Raw genomic sequence first — 16,093 nt, 5'->3', positions numbered from 1 at the left:
CTCTCCTCAAAACGAAAATGGCCGGGACGCCCGCTCGGCACCCCGGCCTAAAGCCCCGTGGATCAGGTCAGATCGGCGATCACCGCCGACGCTCCGTCGTTCTTGCAGACAAGCGTTTGCTCGGTGTACATCGCATCGCGATCGGCAAGGCCAGTGACGGCCAGCTTGCGCTTCTGCATCGGGTCCAGCGTGGCGATTGCCCACATTTCCGGATCGATGATCAAAGCATCACGGGCCGAGCAGAACCGGTCAGGCACGAACTGCAACTCGCCGACGTCCGAAACGTACACATCGGCACCGGCGACGATCGTCAGGCGCTTGCTGCCCGTCTCGCGACGCTGCTGAGCAAGCCCGGTGAACGTCGCTGCGATCTGCTTCTGGCCAAGCGACATGATGACCAGCGTAGGATCACCGCCCGCATTCCATGCCGACGCAATCGACGCCTTCAACAGCGCTTCGGTGAAAGCCCGCTGCGTGCCGTTGGTAGCTGCGGCGTTGGGATAGCCGGTGGTGGTGCCGGAAAGCGTCGGATTGACGCCGCCGACACCGCGCGAGGTATTGGTACGCATGAACGCTAGCGCACCTGCCGACTGACCCGCCGTGGAGGCCGCAGGAGGCACCGCCGCATAGTTGCCCGTATAGCGAGCCTCCATGTCGCGCTTGATCTCCTTGCCCGCCTTGGCAAGCTGGAAGCTATGCTCGTTCGACCGACCCGCTGACTTGGTGGCCATCTGGGTGGTCGAAGTGCCGACGACCTTGGTGAAAATCTGGGTGTAGTTACCCAGGCGCGTGGTCGCCGGGCGGTTCTCGTTCGACAGATCGTCGCCCTGAACCGCGAAGTTGTTCGCGTTGGCCGAAACCAGCGCGTCCGTCTGCCACTCGTGATAAACGGCGCTGGCCGATTCACGCCCGATCGCGGTAACGAACGGGGTTTCGGTCGGGCTGATGTTGTAGATGATGTCGGACAGGTCTTCCCTGTTACCGACGCGGGTCACCGTTTGAATGGTGTTGCTTGGTACTGCCATGATAAAGGTTCCATCAAAGGGAGGGTCAACGTCGTCCGACGTGGAAGCCTCTTGGGTTAGCGGAGTCCGGCAATCGCGGCGGCGGCATCACGCACATCGCCACTCTTGCTCAGCCGTTGTCTTGCTTCGCGATACCCGCGACCTTCGCTGCTGCTGGGCTGGGCAGCATTAGGTTTTGCGGTTTTCACTTTCCTGCCATCGCGCACGCGCTGCATCTGCTTGGTCATGGCCGTGTCGTACTTGTCGGCCTTCTCGAAAGCGTCCGCGATATCCCGCAGCGCCTTAAGTTCGCTCGCCGACGCCTTGCGGGTCAGTTCGCCAATATCGAGACCAATTCGCTTCGCCGCCGTCTCGGCCTTTTCGAAAAAGACCGCTCGGGTTTCCTCGTTCTGGACTTCCGGAATTGCCAGCAACGCACGGTTGCGCTCGGCAATCTCGGTTTCCGTCATCTGAGTTGCGGCTTCGCTTTCAAGAGACTGCACCTGCTGCACGAACTCGTCGTGCTGAGCGCGTGCCGCCTCATACTGCGCTTGCATGGCAATGTAGGTCGCAGGATCGGCTTGAGCCAAGCGAGGATCGGGCCGCTGCGGGGCAATGCCGTCCGCAAATGCCTTCAACTGCTGGGCGTAGACCGCCTTCGCCTGTGCGTCGGCTTGGGCTGCGCGCGCTTCCGCTACACGCTGGGCTTCCGCTGCCTTCGTGGTGGCCTGTTGTACCTGGCCGTTTCTGCGCGTCTCGACTTCGGCAATCAGGCGCTGGGCTTCCGGTGGAAGCTGCGCATACCGAGCCTTTTCTTCCGCGCTAAGGCTGGCGGGGGCTTCGATGGCCGGGCTTTCCGGTTCGTCGTCCTCGCCTTCCTCTTCGTCACCCTCAAGGTCCAGGTCGCCGTCTTCCGGTTCACCTTCGCTATCGGGCTCTGAATCCTCGTCATCGTCGCGGGGCTCATCATCCCCGCCCATGAGTTTACCGATTGCCGCCGCCGCGCTGTCCATGTCGTCGACAGGCGCATCAACGGCTTCCGTTTCCGGATGGGCCATGAGTTGCTTCCTTCTGTGGGCTTGCCACCATCATCGCGACGGGGGCGGCTATCGCCGAATGGCGGCGATCTTGTTGGCGTGCTGCTCGTCAAACTGACGCAGCTTACCGGTTTCGATAATCGTCTGAACCTCGCGGTCGATCTCGCGTGCGATGCGATCCGCCATGCCCAGAGCGATCAAACTTTCTGTGTCGCCGGGCTTGAGGCCCCCGACCTTCTCAAAATAGCCACGACGCAGGCCCGCGATCATATCGCGAATGCCACCGTCTTCGGCGTAGAACACTTCCCAACGCTGGCCGCGAGCAACTGAGTCCGCCCCATTGTTGATGCGGGAATATTCGCGAGCCGTGGCGCGGACGAACCCGAAATATGCGGCGATGCGGTCGATCATCTTACGCATCTAGCGCGCCTCCCGGTCGATTTTTCCGCAAACCAGCCTCATGTTCAGCCTTCATGCGACCAAGCTCCGACTGCCGTTCGATGCGGTACACCTCCAGCTCGAACTCGCGATCGGCCGTTTCTCGCGCCTGCTGTGCCTCGAACGCTGCCCGATCGCGTGCCAATTCCATTTCCAGACCGTGCTTTTCGCGCATCGCCTCGATGTTCGCTGCGTTGGTCTGGCGAGTGATTTCCAGCTTGGCGGCTTCATACTGCTGCTGAGCCTGTAGCTTTGCCTGCTCGCGCTGTTGCTCAGCCTGAAACTTAGCGTCTTCGCGCTGCTGTTCCGCCTGAGCAACAAGCGCCTCTGGGTCCGGCTGCTCCTGCTCTTCAACAGGCTGACCAGTGGCAGGATCGACCTCAGGCGGAGCATCGGGGTCCACCCAGTAATCATCGCCCTGCCCAAGCCCCAGATCGCGAATGAGCCCATCAACCGCGTTGAACAGGTGCTTCGGAGTGACCTGCTTGTTGGCAAAACCTTCTGCCATAATCGGTGCCAGCGCCATGCGAGCCTGGATGCGCTTTTCCTTGCTACCCGTACCCAAACCGACCCGGATGGTGACGTTCATGTCCTCGGGCCATTTGCCCGGGTCGATCATCTTATACCGGCCATCGACCTTGGCTTTGAACGGTTCACCCTCACGGCGCATCAAACGGTACTTCTTCGCCATAAGCCGCGAAAATGCTTCCGCCAGATTGCGGGCGATAAACTCTTCCTGCTGCTGACCCTGCGCCTGCATCAGCGCCGTTCCGGTAGCAGTCTTGTTCAGCGTGTCTGCGTCAAGGCCCTGGTTAAGCCGCGTGATGCCAGTGCGGCTCTCACGCTCCCCGGTAGCCCACTCCAGCACCGACAACGATTTTCCGACGTCGAAAGCCGTCTGGTACGGCGTGACCGCGTTCGGACCCTTTGCCCGGATCGGGGAACCAGCAATCGGCGAAAGCAGATCGTCGATCGTGTTTTCGTCCATCATGTTGGTGTCGACCACGGGACGCGGCATGTTCGCGTTGTACATACCGTCGAACAATTGCCTGGCCACCGTCGAGCGGGCCAACTGGATATCCATCACCTTGTCGGCGAGGCTGTATCCTACGAGCCGATGCGGGCGGGGGAATGGGCAGAACACCGCGAAAGGCTGTTCCTCGACAGTCTCAATCGCCAGCTCGCCGTCAGCCCAGCGCAGTATCTCGTTTTCGACCCGAAACACCTTGATGCGCTCGGCAATGCCGTCGCCGTCGATGTCGATGCGGGCATATTCCTCACAAAGCTGGACAAGCTCCAGCGCCGACGTGCTTTCCGCAGCAGGCCAATGATCGTCGTTCTTGAGATCGTCGGGAATCTTCGAATACGCCGGGAGCGAATAAACTTGCTCGCGGTCAAAACCCATGTCCACCAGATCGGAACGTGACTTTGCGGGACAGTGGGCGAGATAGTCGGATTCGTCCTCATGCCGAGCCATTGGCGAAAACCGGAACTCGCTTGCCGGAATGGCCAGATCGACAAACCGCTTCTCACGCCGCTCGCGCTTTATCGAAACGATCAGCCCCTGCTCGCCTTCCTCGATATCCTCGATTTCGGCGTCGATGCCCTCTAGCTCGACAGGGTCGCTGATCTGGATGCGCTCGCGGGTTACACGCTCTTCGGTGACTACCGTCGTCTTGGTGACGCTGTATCGCTCCAGCAGCCCCGCCACGCACCAGTCATGCAAAACGCGATAGCCGTCCTGTTGCCGCATGAAGTTGTAGCCGATCGCCGCCGTGGCCTCGTCAACAGCTTGCTCGTCCTCTTCGTCGGTCGCCTCGAACTCGACAACGCGGTCACCGCTGGCGAACGTGCGCAGGACCGATACCGCCATATAGTCGATCGTCTCCTGCACGTCGGGCAGGACGATCTGACTGCGGCCGAACACCTCGTTGCCGAACGGCTTGGCCTCGTAATATTTGTGCGCCAGAAGATGAACGTCGCGAAGGCGATCCCACTCGCTATCCGCAGCCTCATACTCGCGCTGCAAAGCGGCGGTCAGCTCGATAAGATCAATGGCGGGCTTGCCCTGCTCTTCCTCGACTGGCCATGCGTTGACGGGATCAAGAGCGGGGTCGATCGGGCGCGTTGCCATTTACACCACCCCCCTCATTAATTTGCTTAGATCAAGCGGTGCGCTCTGCTTTGGCGCTTCGTAGGCAACAGCCATCAACCCGAAGGCATCAGCGCCGTGCGATGCCCAATCATGCTCAGGACCAAGGCCGATGCCCCGGCTGTCGTCCTTGCGCTCGTGATACCAGCCCAGCGCGTCCAATCCTGCATCGCAGGTGTCAGCATTGAACCAGATTGACGGGAACAGCCTGCGTCCTGCTTCGATGCGAGCCGATGCAGCGCCCTTGCCCTGGTTCGGAACAACCGTGACCGTGTAACCAGCCTGCCGCAGCGCGCTTTCGTAGCTTACCGCGTAAACCTTGTCCTGCGTTGCCCCATCGTGCGGCAACCAAATCTGCGCGCGATCAGGCGTGAAGCCCTTAGACCGCATCCACGCCAAATGCGCATCGAGCGGCTGTCCGACGCTCTCGTAATAATCCAGAGCCCGGACTTCGCGGCCGATGAACTGTGCCGCCCACATCGTGAAGGCATCAGCCCTTGCCCCGGTGCCACCGATGTCGGCGAACAACCGGATCGTCATCAGCGGGTCAGCAGCAACCTTACCGATCCTGCCCGCCGCCCTCGCCGCGTTCAGAACCTTGGCGTAGTAAGCCCCTTCGATGACCGTAACATAATCACCTTCCCAAATATGGGGGTAATCATCAGGCCGCATCCGCAGGCTGTCCTGTCGCTCCTGCTCAAGCTCTGCGGTCCACCACGGGTTGTCGCGATAGTTCGCCTTGACCACCACAGCACCGGTCGGTCGTTCCGATCCTCGAAACATCACATCGACCGGATCGGTCTTGCGCCTAGGGTTGTAGCTCCACCACATCTGCGAACCACTGGCGCGCATTGTCGGGCGATACAGGCCGATGCTGTTCTGCGTCGCGCCGTGGGCCTCTTCCCACCAGCCCCGCTTGAAACCCTCCAGCGACTTGATGCTGTCGGCGGTGTAGTCGTTCATCCCCTTGAAGATGATAAGCCCATCGCCCGGCGTGCGGATCACGTCGCGGAAAACCTTGAATCCGTCCGCCTCGCCTAGCCCGAAGTCGGATAGCTTCGTTTCGAGCAGCAGTTTGGACGACTGCGCCAGATCCTTTTGAACCTCGCGAATGCAGACCGATCGAAGACCCTCGCCCGCATTGTCGCCGGGATGCGCAAGACTGTCCTCAATCATCATCCCCGCGAAGAAATGCGACTTTCCCGATCCTCGACCGCCATGCGCCACCTTGTCCCTTGCCGGTGCCAGCAGCGGAACAAAGACCTCAGCTGTCGGAATTTGCAGGACGGACAATCTGGCGCTCAATCTTGTGAACTAGTGGCCTGTCTGGATCGCCTGCCAATTCGAGCTTATCGCCAAAGTCCCTCGGTGCTCGCCGGCCCGCTTCCCATTTAGCAATGCTGGCAGCCGCGGTTGCTACAGCCGGTTCGATTTTGCCGCTCAGAACCATGCGGCGAATATCACCCAGCATGTCCGCTACCGTATGACCCTGCTCCTCTCTCGCGCGCGCGTAGTTGGCCCGAAACTCGGGGCGCTCTTGCCTCCAGCGATGAACAGTAGTGGTCGAAGGCATGGCATCGTCGCGACAAATGCTCACCAAACTTTCGTCCGCGGCAAGCCTATCGCAGATCGCGTCAGCCAGCTCCGACGTGTAGTCGGTGGGCCGTCCCATGCCTCTCTCCTGAATATATCCCGCCAGCGCGAACAGTGCCGATCGCTATGCGCCATCGCTTTGCTGTGATCGCGTCGGGTGCTTCCGCTGGCGGGTTCGCGCAGTGCCTTAGAATGCCGGGGCTGCGCGAATACGAAAAAAGCCGCGACCCATCTCTAGGCGCGGCTCGAATAGCTTGCCTGTGCACTGCCATATTATCCGCCAAAGGTCAATAGCGGAACTGGACCTTATGCACGATCTTTCCGGCTGCGGATTTCAGTTCAATCAACGCCAATCGCATGTTCTCTTTTTCGCGGATCGGCACCAGCGCAACGAACTTCCCGCCAGGCCCATACCGTTCGCGACCCCCATGTCGTTGGATGCACCAAGTAGCTAGCGTCTTTTCCTCAACCGCGACGTGATAGGCGATCTCTCGAAGCGCGCCCAGCTCACGCTCGATCCTGCCAGTCTCGATCTCGGCCGAGATAAGCTCTGCTGAATAATGATCGCCTCCGCCGCCTATCTCCCGGTCAAGGCTATCTTTGATCAAAGACCGCTGCGCTAGTCGCGCTTGCTCGCCATAATACCGCAAAGCGTAGTATTGGCCTTCCGATAGCTTCCCACTGGCATAGAGGGTTTCGATCGGCGGCACGATGCAACGAGCTTTGCCCATGCGCTCCCTGCCAACGCGCAATGCCTCGACAACGCAAGCCTCGTTGTGATTGAGCCGAAACGGCGTCGCATCCTCTCCGCTCGGGGTGATTACCGGCGGCTTCCGCTGTGCTGTCGCCTTGCCCATCACTTCCCCCCTCTTGGTTCATCGGAAATGCGCCACGACGCTATCGGGATGCCTGCGCACTTCCCTGCTAGTCGCCAGTCGTACTTTGACGAACTTACCGCGCGGCGGGTGTGTCCCGTCTCCAGTCGGATATCGACCAGCTCATGGGATGGTGGATGGCCGGTGTTCTTCATGGGAACTGCGGTGCCGTGCGCTGCATTTTCTCGACCAGCTGGCGCATCATGCCGCCCACTTCGGTGCGCTCGGCTTCCGACATCATCGGGCGCTCAGGGCGGTACGGGATCGCAGTGATCGCTGGCGACTTCATCCGCTTGCGCCAGTTCCAATCGCTCTCGACTTCCTTGATGATCGCCGGGATGATTTTGCTCGGGTGGTCGGCCTTGACCATCGCCGCTTGGGCTCCCCGACGAACTAGGCCAATCGGCATCCCCTCGAGGGCGCGGACGGCGGCGTTGTACCACAGGCGGCGGGTGTCGGTGTCCATCCCCGATCCGGCGACTAGCGCGAGGCACGGCGTCAGTTCCTGGATGATCTCGGCAGGGTTGGCAGGGTCAATGTCGGTGATATCCGAAATCCTGCATTGCAAGCTCCGCTGCATCGACGGTTGCACCGTAACCGCTTGCCGATCGCCCGTTGGAATGATGCTGCTGTCGTCCATTGTCGCCGTCCTTGATGGATGGATAAATCGCGCCATGGCCTTTGCGCGTCGCCACTTCGAGCAGCCGACCAGGGGGCCAGCATTCGTCGGTGTTGCGAGCGATATCGGCGAGGAAGCCCTTGTGGGCGGTCGGTGTGTTGGTGAGCCGCTTCTTCCTGCGGTTGGCGAGGAAGTCGGACCAGACTTGAGGATCAGCCCAGTCGGGTCGAGGAAAGGGATCGGCTTTGCGTGCGTGCGCAACACTCCCGCTAGGGAGTGTATCTTCTTTCTTCCCTTTTTCCCTTACTTGTTCTGTGCCTTGCGCCTGCCTTGCCTCTGCCTCACTACCTGCCTCGTTTGGTGCCTCACGCTCATCGTTAGAATGCTGATATTTGTCGTAATTGCAGATGGTTATGACGGACGGTCCTGCCTCACGCCTTGCCTTGCCAGCTCCCCCTACCCCTGCCTCGGGTGATGCCTCGTTTTTTAGCGCAATCATGCCCTCGTCTCGCAACCGCTTCCACAGCCGCTCGACCCATGCTTTGTCGCGGTCGAGCGCGGTCGCCATGTCTCTTTGCGAGATTGAGAGCTGTCCGCGCTTCAGGTCTACCGCTCGCCCTTTGTATCGGACGCGTGTTGGCTTCCACGAGGCGCGCAGCACCATGTAGGCAAACGCCATGGCTTCGGCGTCGTTGCGGAACGCCGGGTGCCCAACTAGGCTACGGTGGAAGCAAGCATACCCGCTCATGCCCGGCACCTCGCCAGCACATGGTCCGCCAGAGCAGCATAGTCCGCATCGTCGTCGCGCAACTGCTCGTACCGGGAAAGCCCGCTAAGGACCGTGCTGTGGTCGAGCAGCATCAAGCGGCCGATATTGGTGAGCGAAGCCCCTGCATCCCGCAGCGCGCGCATAACGATGTAGCGGATACGGCAGACCGAAGGCTGCTTGCTTTCGCTGAGCAACTTGTCCAACTCCATCCCGGCTGCGTCTGCTACCTGCTGATAGACCGAGTTGGCTTGGGCGGTGGTGATACGGGTCATGCCACCTCTCCGATCGTGACAGTTAGCCGGCCGCCCTTGACGACGTCCCCGACGATGATCGGCTGCGGCCGAAACGAGCTATCGTTCACCCCAAGCGCATCGGCGATACCGTCGAAGAACGGCTTGAGGGTCGAGGAGCAGTTGTCGTAATCTCGGGTCCGGCGATCGGGCGGATTGAACGTTGCCTGCACCGGAATGATACCGTCGCCCGCGATCAGCCCTAACCGTGCAGCTTTGGTCGCATAGTACGCTTCCGCCCTCGCCACCTTGAGCGCCTGCGTTTTTGGCCAATGGGAACGAGACCGGAAGTTCGGCCACAATGGCTTGGCGGGCCAGCCCAGCTCGATCACAGCGCCCGCTCCATCCGTTCGCGGCACTCGCGTAGCCTTTGTGCCTCGCGTGCCGCCTCACGGTCCCTACGGGGCTGCAAGCGGGTGTTGCGCTCCATGATGCGCTTGGTTCTGGCGTCGGGCTGTGGTGAGGCTGGAAACAGCTTGGCGATGATCTTGCGGATCATGCTGCCACCTTCCGCCATTCGTCGGCAGACCAGCCCAGGCGCTCGGCACGCTCGATCACGTCGGCATCGGTCAGCACCGCCATGCCGCGCCGCCAGTGAGTACCGGCATCGTTGGTGCGACCATCGGCATTGCAGCGATGCACTGGACCGTAGAACCGCAGGCATTCCTCAACAGCTCGACCGGCCAGTGATCCGTCAGAGTTTTTGCATAGGCGCGTTACTGCGGGGCGGTGGGCCTTCTTCACCTGAGGGCGACGCGGCTTTACGCCTGTCTCGGCAAGCCAGCGGCGAAGGGTGCCATCGCCGACCTTGAAGTGATCGCACAGTTCCTTGCGCGTCATCGTCGTTGCAGCCAGCCCAAGGCTTTTCGGGGCCGAGCGAGGGGCAAGACGGTCCAAACCGCTAATTCCTGACTCGACCCTCCAGCGATAAACAACGCCGATCGCGACATTGTAACGCTGCATCAGCTCGTCGTTGCTTTCGGAGGGCGCGTATTGGCCGAAGTCTTCGGGCAGCATCCGCTTTTGCGGAGCCTCGCGGACGCAGCCGATACGGTTCGCAATTGCGGCTACCGTCTTGCGAGCGATGCCGTAAACCAAAGCGATCTGACTGTAGGAATCAGTCGTTGTCCTCAGCGCCGCTTCGACGCGACGGACTGTCTCAGGGGGCGTTGGATACGTCATCCCACGCTCTCCCGGCTAAGCTCGCTGTGGCGCTGTTGAAGCTCCATCGGCGTGCGGCGGGGGAAGTGGTCCAGCGAAAGGATCGCCCATGACAGGTCGGTATGCTCGGCAGCAGCGAGCAGCAGCTTGTCCTCGGCGGGGGTCCATGCGGGGGCGGTCATGCTGCGGCTCCGAACAAAGAGCCTTGGCGCTGGGCGTCCTCAATGCGGCGGCAGGCGGCATCGAAATAAAGAGGCTCTAGCTCAATCCCGACAAAGCGGTGCCCAGCCTTTACAACCGCCATGCCGGTGCTGCCCGCGCCCATGTAGGGGTCACATACGAGGCTATCGGGCTGCAATTTCAGGAATGGCAGGCACCACGCGATTAGTGCTTCGGGCTTTTGTGTTGGATGTTCGCGCTGCTGCCCTGCCGTGACTTCATGTCGTGCGGCAGAACCGACGCAAACGCCGTCCCACAGCAAACGATAAATGCGCAATGCCGCGTTCGGGTCTACGCTGCAGGCGGCAGTCTCGCCATCTCCTTGATCGCGGACTTTGCCGGTCGGCACCTTGTCCCAGACTAAAGTGCGCGCTTTCGGAAGACGATGGCCAAACTTATGAGCGCCCCACAGTAACCACTTGTCTGTGGCGTCGATTAGATGCCGAGGGTCAAACGGCTTATCATCACCCTTGATGCCTTTAGGCCATTGACGAGCAAGCCCTGTCGAGTGAAGGCCGCCACCAGCATAACGATGCGTCGCACCTTCGCGGCGTTTGTCGTAGATCACCGCCCTACGACTGCCGCCAGCACTGACGACGTTGGTGTTGACAGCCTGCCCATAAGGCGGGTCGCTAAAAATCGCGCATGGACGCTGCAGTGCAGGCATTATCTCAAGGCAATCCCCCAGGTAAAGCGTAGCGTTTCCGATCACTTCCTTGCGCTGGTAGGTCACTTCGCCCTCCCCGCGCTCGACAGCGGCAGGAACGTGGCGATGATCCCATCGGCCGCTTCCGTGGTGCGCTGCTCTTCGGTATGATCGATGCGGTTGTCGGCAGCGGCTTCGGCGATCACAGCGAAGTGCTGCATCCCGGTCGCGACGATCTGCATCGGCTGTATCGCGTCGGGTTCGTCCAGTGGTTTGGCACCGCCGTAACCGATCAGCGCCAGGACGCCGTTCACTGCGACCGGCCCCAGGACGCAAGCTATCGACAGCGCGTTGGACAGCGTGGGCTCGCGCACTTCGGTTTCGTCGTTCGCCATGTACGATCGCACGGTGCGTACCGGGACGCCCGACGTCGCCGCTACCTGCTCGACCGTGAAATGCCGCTGCACCATAGTCGCGTTGCGCAGGGCCATGCGAACTGCGTTAATTACGCAATCGCGAGTGACTATGCCGCTTTGTTCCACAGACGTATTGCGGTGCGTCATGCATCTAGCTCCCCATGAGGAATGAAATCTGCGCCACCACCGATGCCAAGCCGTTCAGGCTCGCGCTCGCCTACGCGCTGGTCGGAATCGTCGCCGCTAAGTTTGCAGGCGTTCATGAAGAGCAGGATCAGGACGATCGCCGCTGCCGATGTAAGGCCGATGATGAGGACCAAAGCGCCGTTCATGCGGGCGTCCGATCGTGATCGATGCTATCGGGGCTCACACCCATCACAGCGACGACAGCGCGAAGCTGGAACAGCGCCTTGACGCGAGCGAGATCAGACAAAAGGGCGGCGTCAGGGGTGACGACGCCGCCCGAGTTGGCCCGCACGGGGGTGGCAGTATGTGCGGGGTGGGAGATCATGCGGGCACCGGTTGCGATGCGCGAAACATGCGAGCAAATACGGCAGGATATTCAGCTTCAAGCCAAGGACGATCTTCGCCTTCGATATTTGAAAGAATTGTCCAGTCGTCGCCGTTGCAGAAACCCAACAAATCGTTCAGGGCAATTTCCGCTTGTCGGCAATCGGCGTGGTAATGACCGTGCCAGATACCGCCATTCTCTTCGTCGCTGGCAGCGATGTAGAGAGCGCCATTTCCTGCGGCGATCAGATGCGAGCAACCGTAGCAGCGATGCGGCTTACGCGTCGCGACGATCTTGCGTTCGCGGTAGAAGCTCACGCCGCTTTTCCTCTCACTTCATCAGAGGGGCGAGCGTCCGTAGGCGCGTTACCGAGAATATACGGTGCCGAGCGGTCCTCGCGCATGACGAAATACAAGCTGGTCGGCACGCCATCGTCATTGCGGAAGCCCATGCTAGTGAGCATCGACAGGAGCTTGCCGGTATGAAAGTCTCTGTCGTCCTGATTCCACTTGGAGCGACCGGCGGCGCGCATTTGCCTGTTCGCCGCGTCCACCGCGCCAGCATGAGCGAGTTCCCACGCTTCACCGACCGTCTTGATGACATAGCCCCCGCTCATGCCGCTGCCTTCTCGCCAGAGGGGCGGGCGGCGGGACGTGCGATCAACATGTCGAGGGGCTGTACTTTGCCTCCCGTCTCGACTGCGATGCGCGATGCCAATTCCAGTGAAGGTTGGCGCGAGCCGTACACGATCTTGTGGATCATGCCGGAGGATGCCTCGACGCGGGCGGCGAACGCCTCAATCGTCTCAGACTGCTGTGCGAGATAATCCTTGAGCGTCATGGCGACTATCTTGCCCATTGTGGGCAACCTGTCAAGCGCCGTTGTTTGCCCGACGGGGTATCTTCCAAGATATTCGCCGTTGGCCCAGCGATGCAGTATGTCGAACCGCATCCGCCAGCTTCGCGACCATCAGGGTCTCAGCCGCAAAGCCTTAGCCGAAATGGCAGGTACGACGGCGAACCAGCTTGTAAAGTTGGAGAACGGCGATCGGCGGTTAAGCGACCATTGGGCAGAGCGTCTCGCCGGGCCGCTTGGCGTCCAGCCCTATGAATTAATGCTTCCCGAAGGCGTGCCGCAGGCGCTACGCATGGTGCCTATGTTGGGCAGCGTCGCGTGCGGAAATTGGAAGGAAGCGGTTCAGGTCGCTAACCGCCACGTCCCCACTATTTTCGGCGGGCGCAATGCTTTCGCGCTCGAACCAGACGGCGACAGCATGGACAAGCTGCTACCTCAGGGCGGGTATATAGTCGTCGATCCCGACCAGCTCGCGCTCGAAAGCGGCAAGGCGTTCGTGGTGATGAATGGCGACGGCGAAGCGACCGCTAAGGTCTATCGCGCCGATCCACCCCGCCTTGAACCCGCGTCGAATAATCCGGCACACGTCGCCATGTTGATCGGCGAAACCCCCTTCACCGTCATCGGGCGCATTGTCGGCGTCATGTCGGCGGTATGAAGCTGGCGGCGCTGTTGCTGGCGCTCGCGCTGGCGGCGTGCGGTGACCGCCCTATGGGACCAGCAGGCGAGGCATACGATCATGCCGACGTCGCTCTAGCTAACGCCCGCTCCGCGCTGGCGGCGATCGAGCAGGACCGCGCCCGGCTCGACGATCTCGAAACCGCTGTCGATGACCTCACCGCCGACCTGGCGACGGCAAAGAGCGACCTCAGCGCTGCCAACGACACGATTGACGCGCTTGAAACCAAGCAAGCCGAGATAATCCGAACGTACAACGACCACCTGCGCTACGAATGACACCTTGCCCATAAAGGGCAAAATAGTTCTTGACGCTTGCCCACTATGGGCATACACCTCTCATCACACCCCAAGGGCATCGGTCCTTTGGTGATGATGGAGGACAGAATGGGTCTTGAACAATCCCTCGAACAGATCGCGACGGCGAACGGGCTTAGCACCGTTGATGTCGGACGCATGCCGGTCGGCGACCGCGTGGTCTGGACCGCCACCCTCCATTGGGTAGGCTATTCGCGTTCGGGCAACCCCTGCAAAAGCGGTCATAGCAATATCAGCATTGCTGAGGCGGTTGCTCGCGCACTCGGTAATGTCGCCGCTGATCGCACGCCGCCTGTAGCTGAAATCGAAGCGCTTCCTGCCATTGATATGGCGGAGGCAGCGTGATGGCGCACACCTACTGCGCCAACGAGTTCAACTCGACGCCGTTCTCAAGCTGCTGCCAGACGGCAAGCATGGGAAGCCAATGCGCCAGCTGTGGTGAGGCAATTACCCACCATCAGCACTCGGCCGCCGTTCTGCGTGCACGCCAGCTTTACGCTCAAGGCCGCTGCGGAATGTGCGGTAGCCCGCGAGGCAACCCCGCGATTTCCGGCAACTGCCACTGCTGACCTCCCCCAACCGTGCGTCACCCCGCGCACGGAACGGATGAGTTCAGGTTTTGATGATGGAGGCAGACGATGGCACATTCGTGCACTCACCAAACGTTTTTTGATCTTGACGCGATGGCCGAAGCGTTTTGCCGCGCGCCATTGCCTGATACGGTCGCCGCCGATCTGGTTGCCACCGTCCCATCTGCCAACCGCTACGGCACCCACGTAATGACGGTTGCCGAAGCCCGAGAAGTTCTGCGTTTCACTTTCGATAACGCCAATGCGTTCCCCGGTTCTGAGAAGTGGGCGTCGCCGACGCTCGGTCGCGCATATGTAGCGATCGACAACCTGCGCCATCTACTTTGCCAGAATAGCGAAAGCGGGATTGACCAGTCTCTGCGCAATGCTCTTGAGGCGCTGGAACTCGCTGATTGTGAACTTTCTCAGGTGTCAGCATGAACGCTCACACCACCATAGCCCTGTCCGCCCCCGCCCTTCGCCTCAAGCGCGAGCTGGCAACGGTACGCGAGATTATCTCGGTACATGAGCGGCTTGGTCTGCATCGCGACCCGCTGCGGTACATTGAAAGCGACGACTACGCAGACCTGCTGGATGCGATCGGCGCTCTGACCGAGTGCGATGCGCTGGTAGAGCAGGCCGGTACGATCCGCGCTGCCAACGCTGTGTCCGGTTACGACTGGAAGGTCGCGGAGGGCGTGCGATGAGCGAGTTGACCGTAGCCGAAGTGCTGGACCGCGCCGCTGACCTGATCGAGCCGCAAGGGGCTTGGACGCAATACTATTATGCGCTCGATGCATATGGACGTGAGACGTATTACGCAAAAGAGGCGACATGCTTTTGTGCATTGGGCGCGATAAGCGTGGCTTGTGGCGCTGAGCCTAGCGAAGAAGAAGGCACGGGTCCTCAAAAGCTCCTTTGGAAGTTGATTGGAGCAGTGCCGATTTCGGAGTGGAATGACGCTCCCGAGCGTACCCAAGCCGAAGTAGTCGCCAAACTACGTGAAGCCGCTGCCCTTGCCCGTGAGCAAGGCGCATGACCGGCTCTGCACTCCGAACCTTTGCCACAGTCACGAACGACTGGTCCCAGGCTGATCAGGACCGCTCGGCAGTGATCCACGGCGCTTGTGAGCCGCTGTTCGAGCTTGGGCCGAACACCCGCTGGTTAGCCGCACAATCCGGCGCGCTTGCTCGCATTCGTGCCGAGCGCGCTCTTGAGGGAGACGACGCATGACGGAGATTAGCTGGGGGCCGGGACTGACTGGCGAACAGATGCGGGCGCTGGATTTGCCGGGCGATACGCCCGTCCAGTTCGAGGGTGCTCATGCCACTGCAAGGGATTGGAGTTTTGGCTTCCAAGGCCAGCGCTACCATCTCCCCGCCGACCACTTCGCCAGCAAGGTCCAGCAGTGGAACAACGATCACCCTGACGCCGTGCCGTTCGTGCCGTGGGCGGGCGGGGATGATGCGCCATCGGATTGGGATGGTGGCGAGGTTCTGTATCGGTGCGGCGATGTAGATGGCGACGCGCGTGTTACGGGTTGGGAGCACGATCCCCACGATTACGACATAATTGGCTACCGCCCCCGCACCGAAGCCCCCACCGCATCGCTACCGACTTATGATCCGGCGCTTGTCGAGCGCATGGTGGCGTTGATCCGCGACTTGCGAGCCGACCATATCAAGCACGGCGCGCACGACTACGTGCAGGATTTCGTCTCTCGCACGAAGGCTATTGCCGACGAACTCGCCACCCCCGCCGAACGCATGGCATCTGACATCGGTATCACTGTCAAACAGGCACAGCGCGCCCTTGCATGGGCAGCAGCAGGGAGTGCGGAGGCATGACGCTTGCACGCGCCAGTTTGGCCATTGCTCAACGCCCCGCCAACCGCATTGACCATGAGCTAGTCGAGCGGGTTCGTGCAGCTCGCAAGTCGCATA

The 16,093-nt window shown here is 60.9% G+C and carries 27 protein-coding genes; 7 read left to right on the top strand and 20 right to left on the bottom strand.

Features of this window, described 5'->3' with window-relative positions; translation table 11 throughout:
* Positions 1–62: 62 nt before the first annotated feature.
* The 20 genes from FHY50_RS04410 to FHY50_RS04320 form a co-directional block, all read right to left on the bottom strand.
* A complete protein-coding gene (locus tag FHY50_RS04410; protein ID WP_166745502.1) occupies positions 63–1,025 on the bottom strand; it encodes a DUF5309 domain-containing protein in 963 nt (320 codons plus the stop codon).
* Between the two features lie 56 nt (positions 1,026–1,081).
* Positions 1,082–2,062, bottom strand: a complete 981-nt coding sequence (locus FHY50_RS04405) for a hypothetical protein (RefSeq protein WP_140047247.1) — start codon at positions 2,060–2,062, stop codon at positions 1,082–1,084.
* A gap of 48 nt (positions 2,063–2,110) precedes the next feature.
* Positions 2,111–2,461 carry a hypothetical protein gene (locus tag FHY50_RS04400; RefSeq protein WP_140047245.1) on the bottom strand — a complete coding sequence of 117 codons (351 nt, stop codon included), beginning with the start codon at positions 2,459–2,461 and terminating at the stop codon, positions 2,111–2,113.
* The gene (locus tag FHY50_RS04395) at positions 2,454–4,613 is read right to left on the bottom strand and encodes a portal protein (RefSeq protein WP_140047242.1); all 2,160 of its coding nucleotides are present in this window, start codon (positions 4,611–4,613) and stop codon (positions 2,454–2,456) included. The genes FHY50_RS04400 and FHY50_RS04395 overlap by 8 nt, the downstream gene beginning before the upstream one ends.
* Positions 4,614–5,924 carry a PBSX family phage terminase large subunit gene (locus FHY50_RS04390; RefSeq protein ID WP_140047240.1) on the bottom strand — a complete coding sequence of 437 codons (1,311 nt, stop codon included), beginning with the start codon at positions 5,922–5,924 and terminating at the stop codon, positions 4,614–4,616.
* Positions 5,896–6,303 carry a terminase small subunit-like protein gene (locus FHY50_RS04385; protein WP_140047239.1) on the bottom strand — a complete coding sequence of 136 codons (408 nt, stop codon included), beginning with the start codon at positions 6,301–6,303 and terminating at the stop codon, positions 5,896–5,898. Before FHY50_RS04385 ends, FHY50_RS04390 begins: the two co-directional genes overlap by 29 nt.
* 208 nt (positions 6,304–6,511) lie before the next feature.
* Entirely contained in the window at positions 6,512–7,084 is a 573-nt protein-coding gene (locus FHY50_RS04380) for a hypothetical protein (protein WP_140047237.1), read from the bottom strand.
* Between the two features lie 166 nt (positions 7,085–7,250).
* Positions 7,251–7,565, bottom strand: coding sequence for a hypothetical protein (locus FHY50_RS04375; RefSeq protein ID WP_140047235.1), 315 nt, complete (start codon positions 7,563–7,565; stop codon positions 7,251–7,253).
* A 67-nt stretch (positions 7,566–7,632) separates the two neighbouring features.
* Entirely contained in the window at positions 7,633–8,466 is an 834-nt protein-coding gene (locus FHY50_RS04370; protein WP_166745501.1) for a hypothetical protein, read from the bottom strand.
* Positions 8,463–8,759 carry a helix-turn-helix domain-containing protein gene (locus tag FHY50_RS04365; RefSeq protein WP_140047231.1) on the bottom strand — a complete coding sequence of 99 codons (297 nt, stop codon included), beginning with the start codon at positions 8,757–8,759 and terminating at the stop codon, positions 8,463–8,465. Before FHY50_RS04365 ends, FHY50_RS04370 begins: the two co-directional genes overlap by 4 nt.
* Positions 8,756–9,109, bottom strand: coding sequence for a RusA family crossover junction endodeoxyribonuclease (locus tag FHY50_RS04360; protein ID WP_140047229.1), 354 nt, complete (start codon positions 9,107–9,109; stop codon positions 8,756–8,758). The genes FHY50_RS04365 and FHY50_RS04360 overlap by 4 nt, the downstream gene beginning before the upstream one ends.
* Entirely contained in the window at positions 9,106–9,276 is a 171-nt protein-coding gene (locus FHY50_RS14145; RefSeq protein ID WP_166745500.1) for a hypothetical protein, read from the bottom strand. Before FHY50_RS14145 ends, FHY50_RS04360 begins: the two co-directional genes overlap by 4 nt.
* Positions 9,273–9,959 carry a hypothetical protein gene (locus FHY50_RS04355; protein ID WP_140047227.1) on the bottom strand — a complete coding sequence of 229 codons (687 nt, stop codon included), beginning with the start codon at positions 9,957–9,959 and terminating at the stop codon, positions 9,273–9,275. Before FHY50_RS04355 ends, FHY50_RS14145 begins: the two co-directional genes overlap by 4 nt.
* The gene (locus FHY50_RS04350) at positions 9,956–10,120 is read right to left on the bottom strand and encodes an SANT/Myb-like DNA-binding domain-containing protein (protein WP_140047225.1); all 165 of its coding nucleotides are present in this window, start codon (positions 10,118–10,120) and stop codon (positions 9,956–9,958) included. The genes FHY50_RS04355 and FHY50_RS04350 overlap by 4 nt, the downstream gene beginning before the upstream one ends.
* Positions 10,117–10,890 (bottom strand): DNA methyltransferase, encoded by a 774-nt coding sequence (locus tag FHY50_RS04345; RefSeq protein WP_140047223.1) that lies wholly within the window; start codon positions 10,888–10,890, stop codon positions 10,117–10,119. Before FHY50_RS04345 ends, FHY50_RS04350 begins: the two co-directional genes overlap by 4 nt.
* On the bottom strand, positions 10,887–11,294 hold the full coding sequence (locus FHY50_RS04340; RefSeq protein ID WP_166745499.1) for a helix-turn-helix domain-containing protein: 408 nt from the start codon (positions 11,292–11,294) through the stop codon (positions 10,887–10,889). The genes FHY50_RS04345 and FHY50_RS04340 overlap by 4 nt, the downstream gene beginning before the upstream one ends.
* Before the next feature lie 68 nt (positions 11,295–11,362).
* A complete protein-coding gene (locus FHY50_RS04335) occupies positions 11,363–11,551 on the bottom strand; it encodes a hypothetical protein (protein WP_140047219.1) in 189 nt (62 codons plus the stop codon).
* A 175-nt stretch (positions 11,552–11,726) separates the two neighbouring features.
* Complete coding sequence (locus tag FHY50_RS04330) at positions 11,727–12,047, bottom strand: hypothetical protein (protein WP_140047217.1); 321 nt, start codon at positions 12,045–12,047, stop codon at positions 11,727–11,729.
* Complete coding sequence (locus FHY50_RS04325; RefSeq protein WP_140047215.1) at positions 12,044–12,346, bottom strand: hypothetical protein; 303 nt, start codon at positions 12,344–12,346, stop codon at positions 12,044–12,046. The genes FHY50_RS04330 and FHY50_RS04325 overlap by 4 nt, the downstream gene beginning before the upstream one ends.
* Positions 12,343–12,570 carry a helix-turn-helix domain-containing protein gene (locus FHY50_RS04320; RefSeq protein ID WP_140047213.1) on the bottom strand — a complete coding sequence of 76 codons (228 nt, stop codon included), beginning with the start codon at positions 12,568–12,570 and terminating at the stop codon, positions 12,343–12,345. Before FHY50_RS04320 ends, FHY50_RS04325 begins: the two co-directional genes overlap by 4 nt.
* Between FHY50_RS04320 and FHY50_RS04315 the strand changes: the two genes are divergently transcribed.
* The 7 genes from FHY50_RS04315 to FHY50_RS04285 all read left to right on the top strand — a co-directional run bounded on the left by FHY50_RS04315 (position 12,569) and on the right by FHY50_RS04285 (position 15,997).
* Positions 12,569–13,243 carry a LexA family protein gene (locus FHY50_RS04315; RefSeq protein ID WP_140047212.1) on the top strand — a complete coding sequence of 225 codons (675 nt, stop codon included), beginning with the start codon at positions 12,569–12,571 and terminating at the stop codon, positions 13,241–13,243. The genes FHY50_RS04320 and FHY50_RS04315 overlap by 2 nt on opposite strands.
* A complete protein-coding gene (locus tag FHY50_RS04310; protein WP_140047210.1) occupies positions 13,240–13,542 on the top strand; it encodes a hypothetical protein in 303 nt (100 codons plus the stop codon). The genes FHY50_RS04315 and FHY50_RS04310 overlap by 4 nt, the downstream gene beginning before the upstream one ends.
* A gap of 108 nt (positions 13,543–13,650) precedes the next feature.
* Positions 13,651–13,926, top strand: a complete 276-nt coding sequence (locus FHY50_RS04305) for a hypothetical protein (protein WP_140047208.1) — start codon at positions 13,651–13,653, stop codon at positions 13,924–13,926.
* Between the two features lie 293 nt (positions 13,927–14,219).
* On the top strand, positions 14,220–14,591 hold the full coding sequence (locus FHY50_RS04300) for a hypothetical protein (RefSeq protein ID WP_140047206.1): 372 nt from the start codon (positions 14,220–14,222) through the stop codon (positions 14,589–14,591).
* On the top strand, positions 14,588–14,857 hold the full coding sequence (locus FHY50_RS04295) for a hypothetical protein (RefSeq protein ID WP_140047204.1): 270 nt from the start codon (positions 14,588–14,590) through the stop codon (positions 14,855–14,857). Before FHY50_RS04300 ends, FHY50_RS04295 begins: the two co-directional genes overlap by 4 nt.
* Entirely contained in the window at positions 14,854–15,189 is a 336-nt protein-coding gene (locus tag FHY50_RS04290; protein WP_140047202.1) for a DUF6197 family protein, read from the top strand. The genes FHY50_RS04295 and FHY50_RS04290 overlap by 4 nt, the downstream gene beginning before the upstream one ends.
* A 190-nt stretch (positions 15,190–15,379) precedes the next feature.
* The gene (locus FHY50_RS04285; protein WP_140047201.1) at positions 15,380–15,997 is read left to right on the top strand and encodes a hypothetical protein; all 618 of its coding nucleotides are present in this window, start codon (positions 15,380–15,382) and stop codon (positions 15,995–15,997) included.
* Positions 15,998–16,093 lie beyond the last annotated feature (96 nt).

This window comes from Sphingomonas japonica (genome assembly GCF_006346325.1).
Lineage (GTDB): Bacteria > Pseudomonadota > Alphaproteobacteria > Sphingomonadales > Sphingomonadaceae > Sphingomonas > Sphingomonas japonica.
Note: the sequence above shows the minus strand (reverse complement) of the source record. Positions and strands in the feature narration are given on the sequence as shown.

Coding starts and splice junctions, on each gene's coding strand:
- FHY50_RS04410 (WP_166745502.1), bottom strand. CDS start 1,025: ATGGCAGTACCAAGCAACACCATTCAAACGGTGACCCGCGTCGGTAAC.
- FHY50_RS04405 (WP_140047247.1), bottom strand. CDS start 2,062: ATGGCCCATCCGGAAACGGAAGCCGTTGATGCGCCTGTCGACGACATG.
- FHY50_RS04400 (WP_140047245.1), bottom strand. CDS start 2,461: ATGCGTAAGATGATCGACCGCATCGCCGCATATTTCGGGTTCGTCCGC.
- FHY50_RS04395 (WP_140047242.1), bottom strand. CDS start 4,613: ATGGCAACGCGCCCGATCGACCCCGCTCTTGATCCCGTCAACGCATGG.
- FHY50_RS04385 (WP_140047239.1), bottom strand. CDS start 6,303: ATGGGACGGCCCACCGACTACACGTCGGAGCTGGCTGACGCGATCTGC.
- FHY50_RS04375 (WP_140047235.1), bottom strand. CDS start 7,565: ATGGACACCGACACCCGCCGCCTGTGGTACAACGCCGCCGTCCGCGCC.
- FHY50_RS04370 (WP_166745501.1), bottom strand. CDS start 8,466: ATGAGCGGGTATGCTTGCTTCCACCGTAGCCTAGTTGGGCACCCGGCG.
- FHY50_RS04365 (WP_140047231.1), bottom strand. CDS start 8,759: ATGACCCGTATCACCACCGCCCAAGCCAACTCGGTCTATCAGCAGGTA.
- FHY50_RS14145 (WP_166745500.1), bottom strand. CDS start 9,276: ATGATCCGCAAGATCATCGCCAAGCTGTTTCCAGCCTCACCACAGCCC.
- FHY50_RS04355 (WP_140047227.1), bottom strand. CDS start 9,959: ATGACGTATCCAACGCCCCCTGAGACAGTCCGTCGCGTCGAAGCGGCG.
- FHY50_RS04350 (WP_140047225.1), bottom strand. CDS start 10,120: ATGACCGCCCCCGCATGGACCCCCGCCGAGGACAAGCTGCTGCTCGCT.
- FHY50_RS04340 (WP_166745499.1), bottom strand. CDS start 11,294: ATGGCCCTGCGCAACGCGACTATGGTGCAGCGGCATTTCACGGTCGAG.
- FHY50_RS04335 (WP_140047219.1), bottom strand. CDS start 11,551: ATGAACGGCGCTTTGGTCCTCATCATCGGCCTTACATCGGCAGCGGCG.
- FHY50_RS04325 (WP_140047215.1), bottom strand. CDS start 12,346: ATGAGCGGGGGCTATGTCATCAAGACGGTCGGTGAAGCGTGGGAACTC.
- FHY50_RS04315 (WP_140047212.1), top strand. CDS start 12,569: ATGGCGACTATCTTGCCCATTGTGGGCAACCTGTCAAGCGCCGTTGTT.
- FHY50_RS04320 (WP_140047213.1), bottom strand. CDS start 12,570: ATGACGCTCAAGGATTATCTCGCACAGCAGTCTGAGACGATTGAGGCG.
- FHY50_RS04310 (WP_140047210.1), top strand. CDS start 13,240: ATGAAGCTGGCGGCGCTGTTGCTGGCGCTCGCGCTGGCGGCGTGCGGT.
- FHY50_RS04305 (WP_140047208.1), top strand. CDS start 13,651: ATGGGTCTTGAACAATCCCTCGAACAGATCGCGACGGCGAACGGGCTT.
- FHY50_RS04300 (WP_140047206.1), top strand. CDS start 14,220: ATGGCACATTCGTGCACTCACCAAACGTTTTTTGATCTTGACGCGATG.
- FHY50_RS04295 (WP_140047204.1), top strand. CDS start 14,588: ATGAACGCTCACACCACCATAGCCCTGTCCGCCCCCGCCCTTCGCCTC.
- FHY50_RS04290 (WP_140047202.1), top strand. CDS start 14,854: ATGAGCGAGTTGACCGTAGCCGAAGTGCTGGACCGCGCCGCTGACCTG.
- FHY50_RS04285 (WP_140047201.1), top strand. CDS start 15,380: ATGACGGAGATTAGCTGGGGGCCGGGACTGACTGGCGAACAGATGCGG.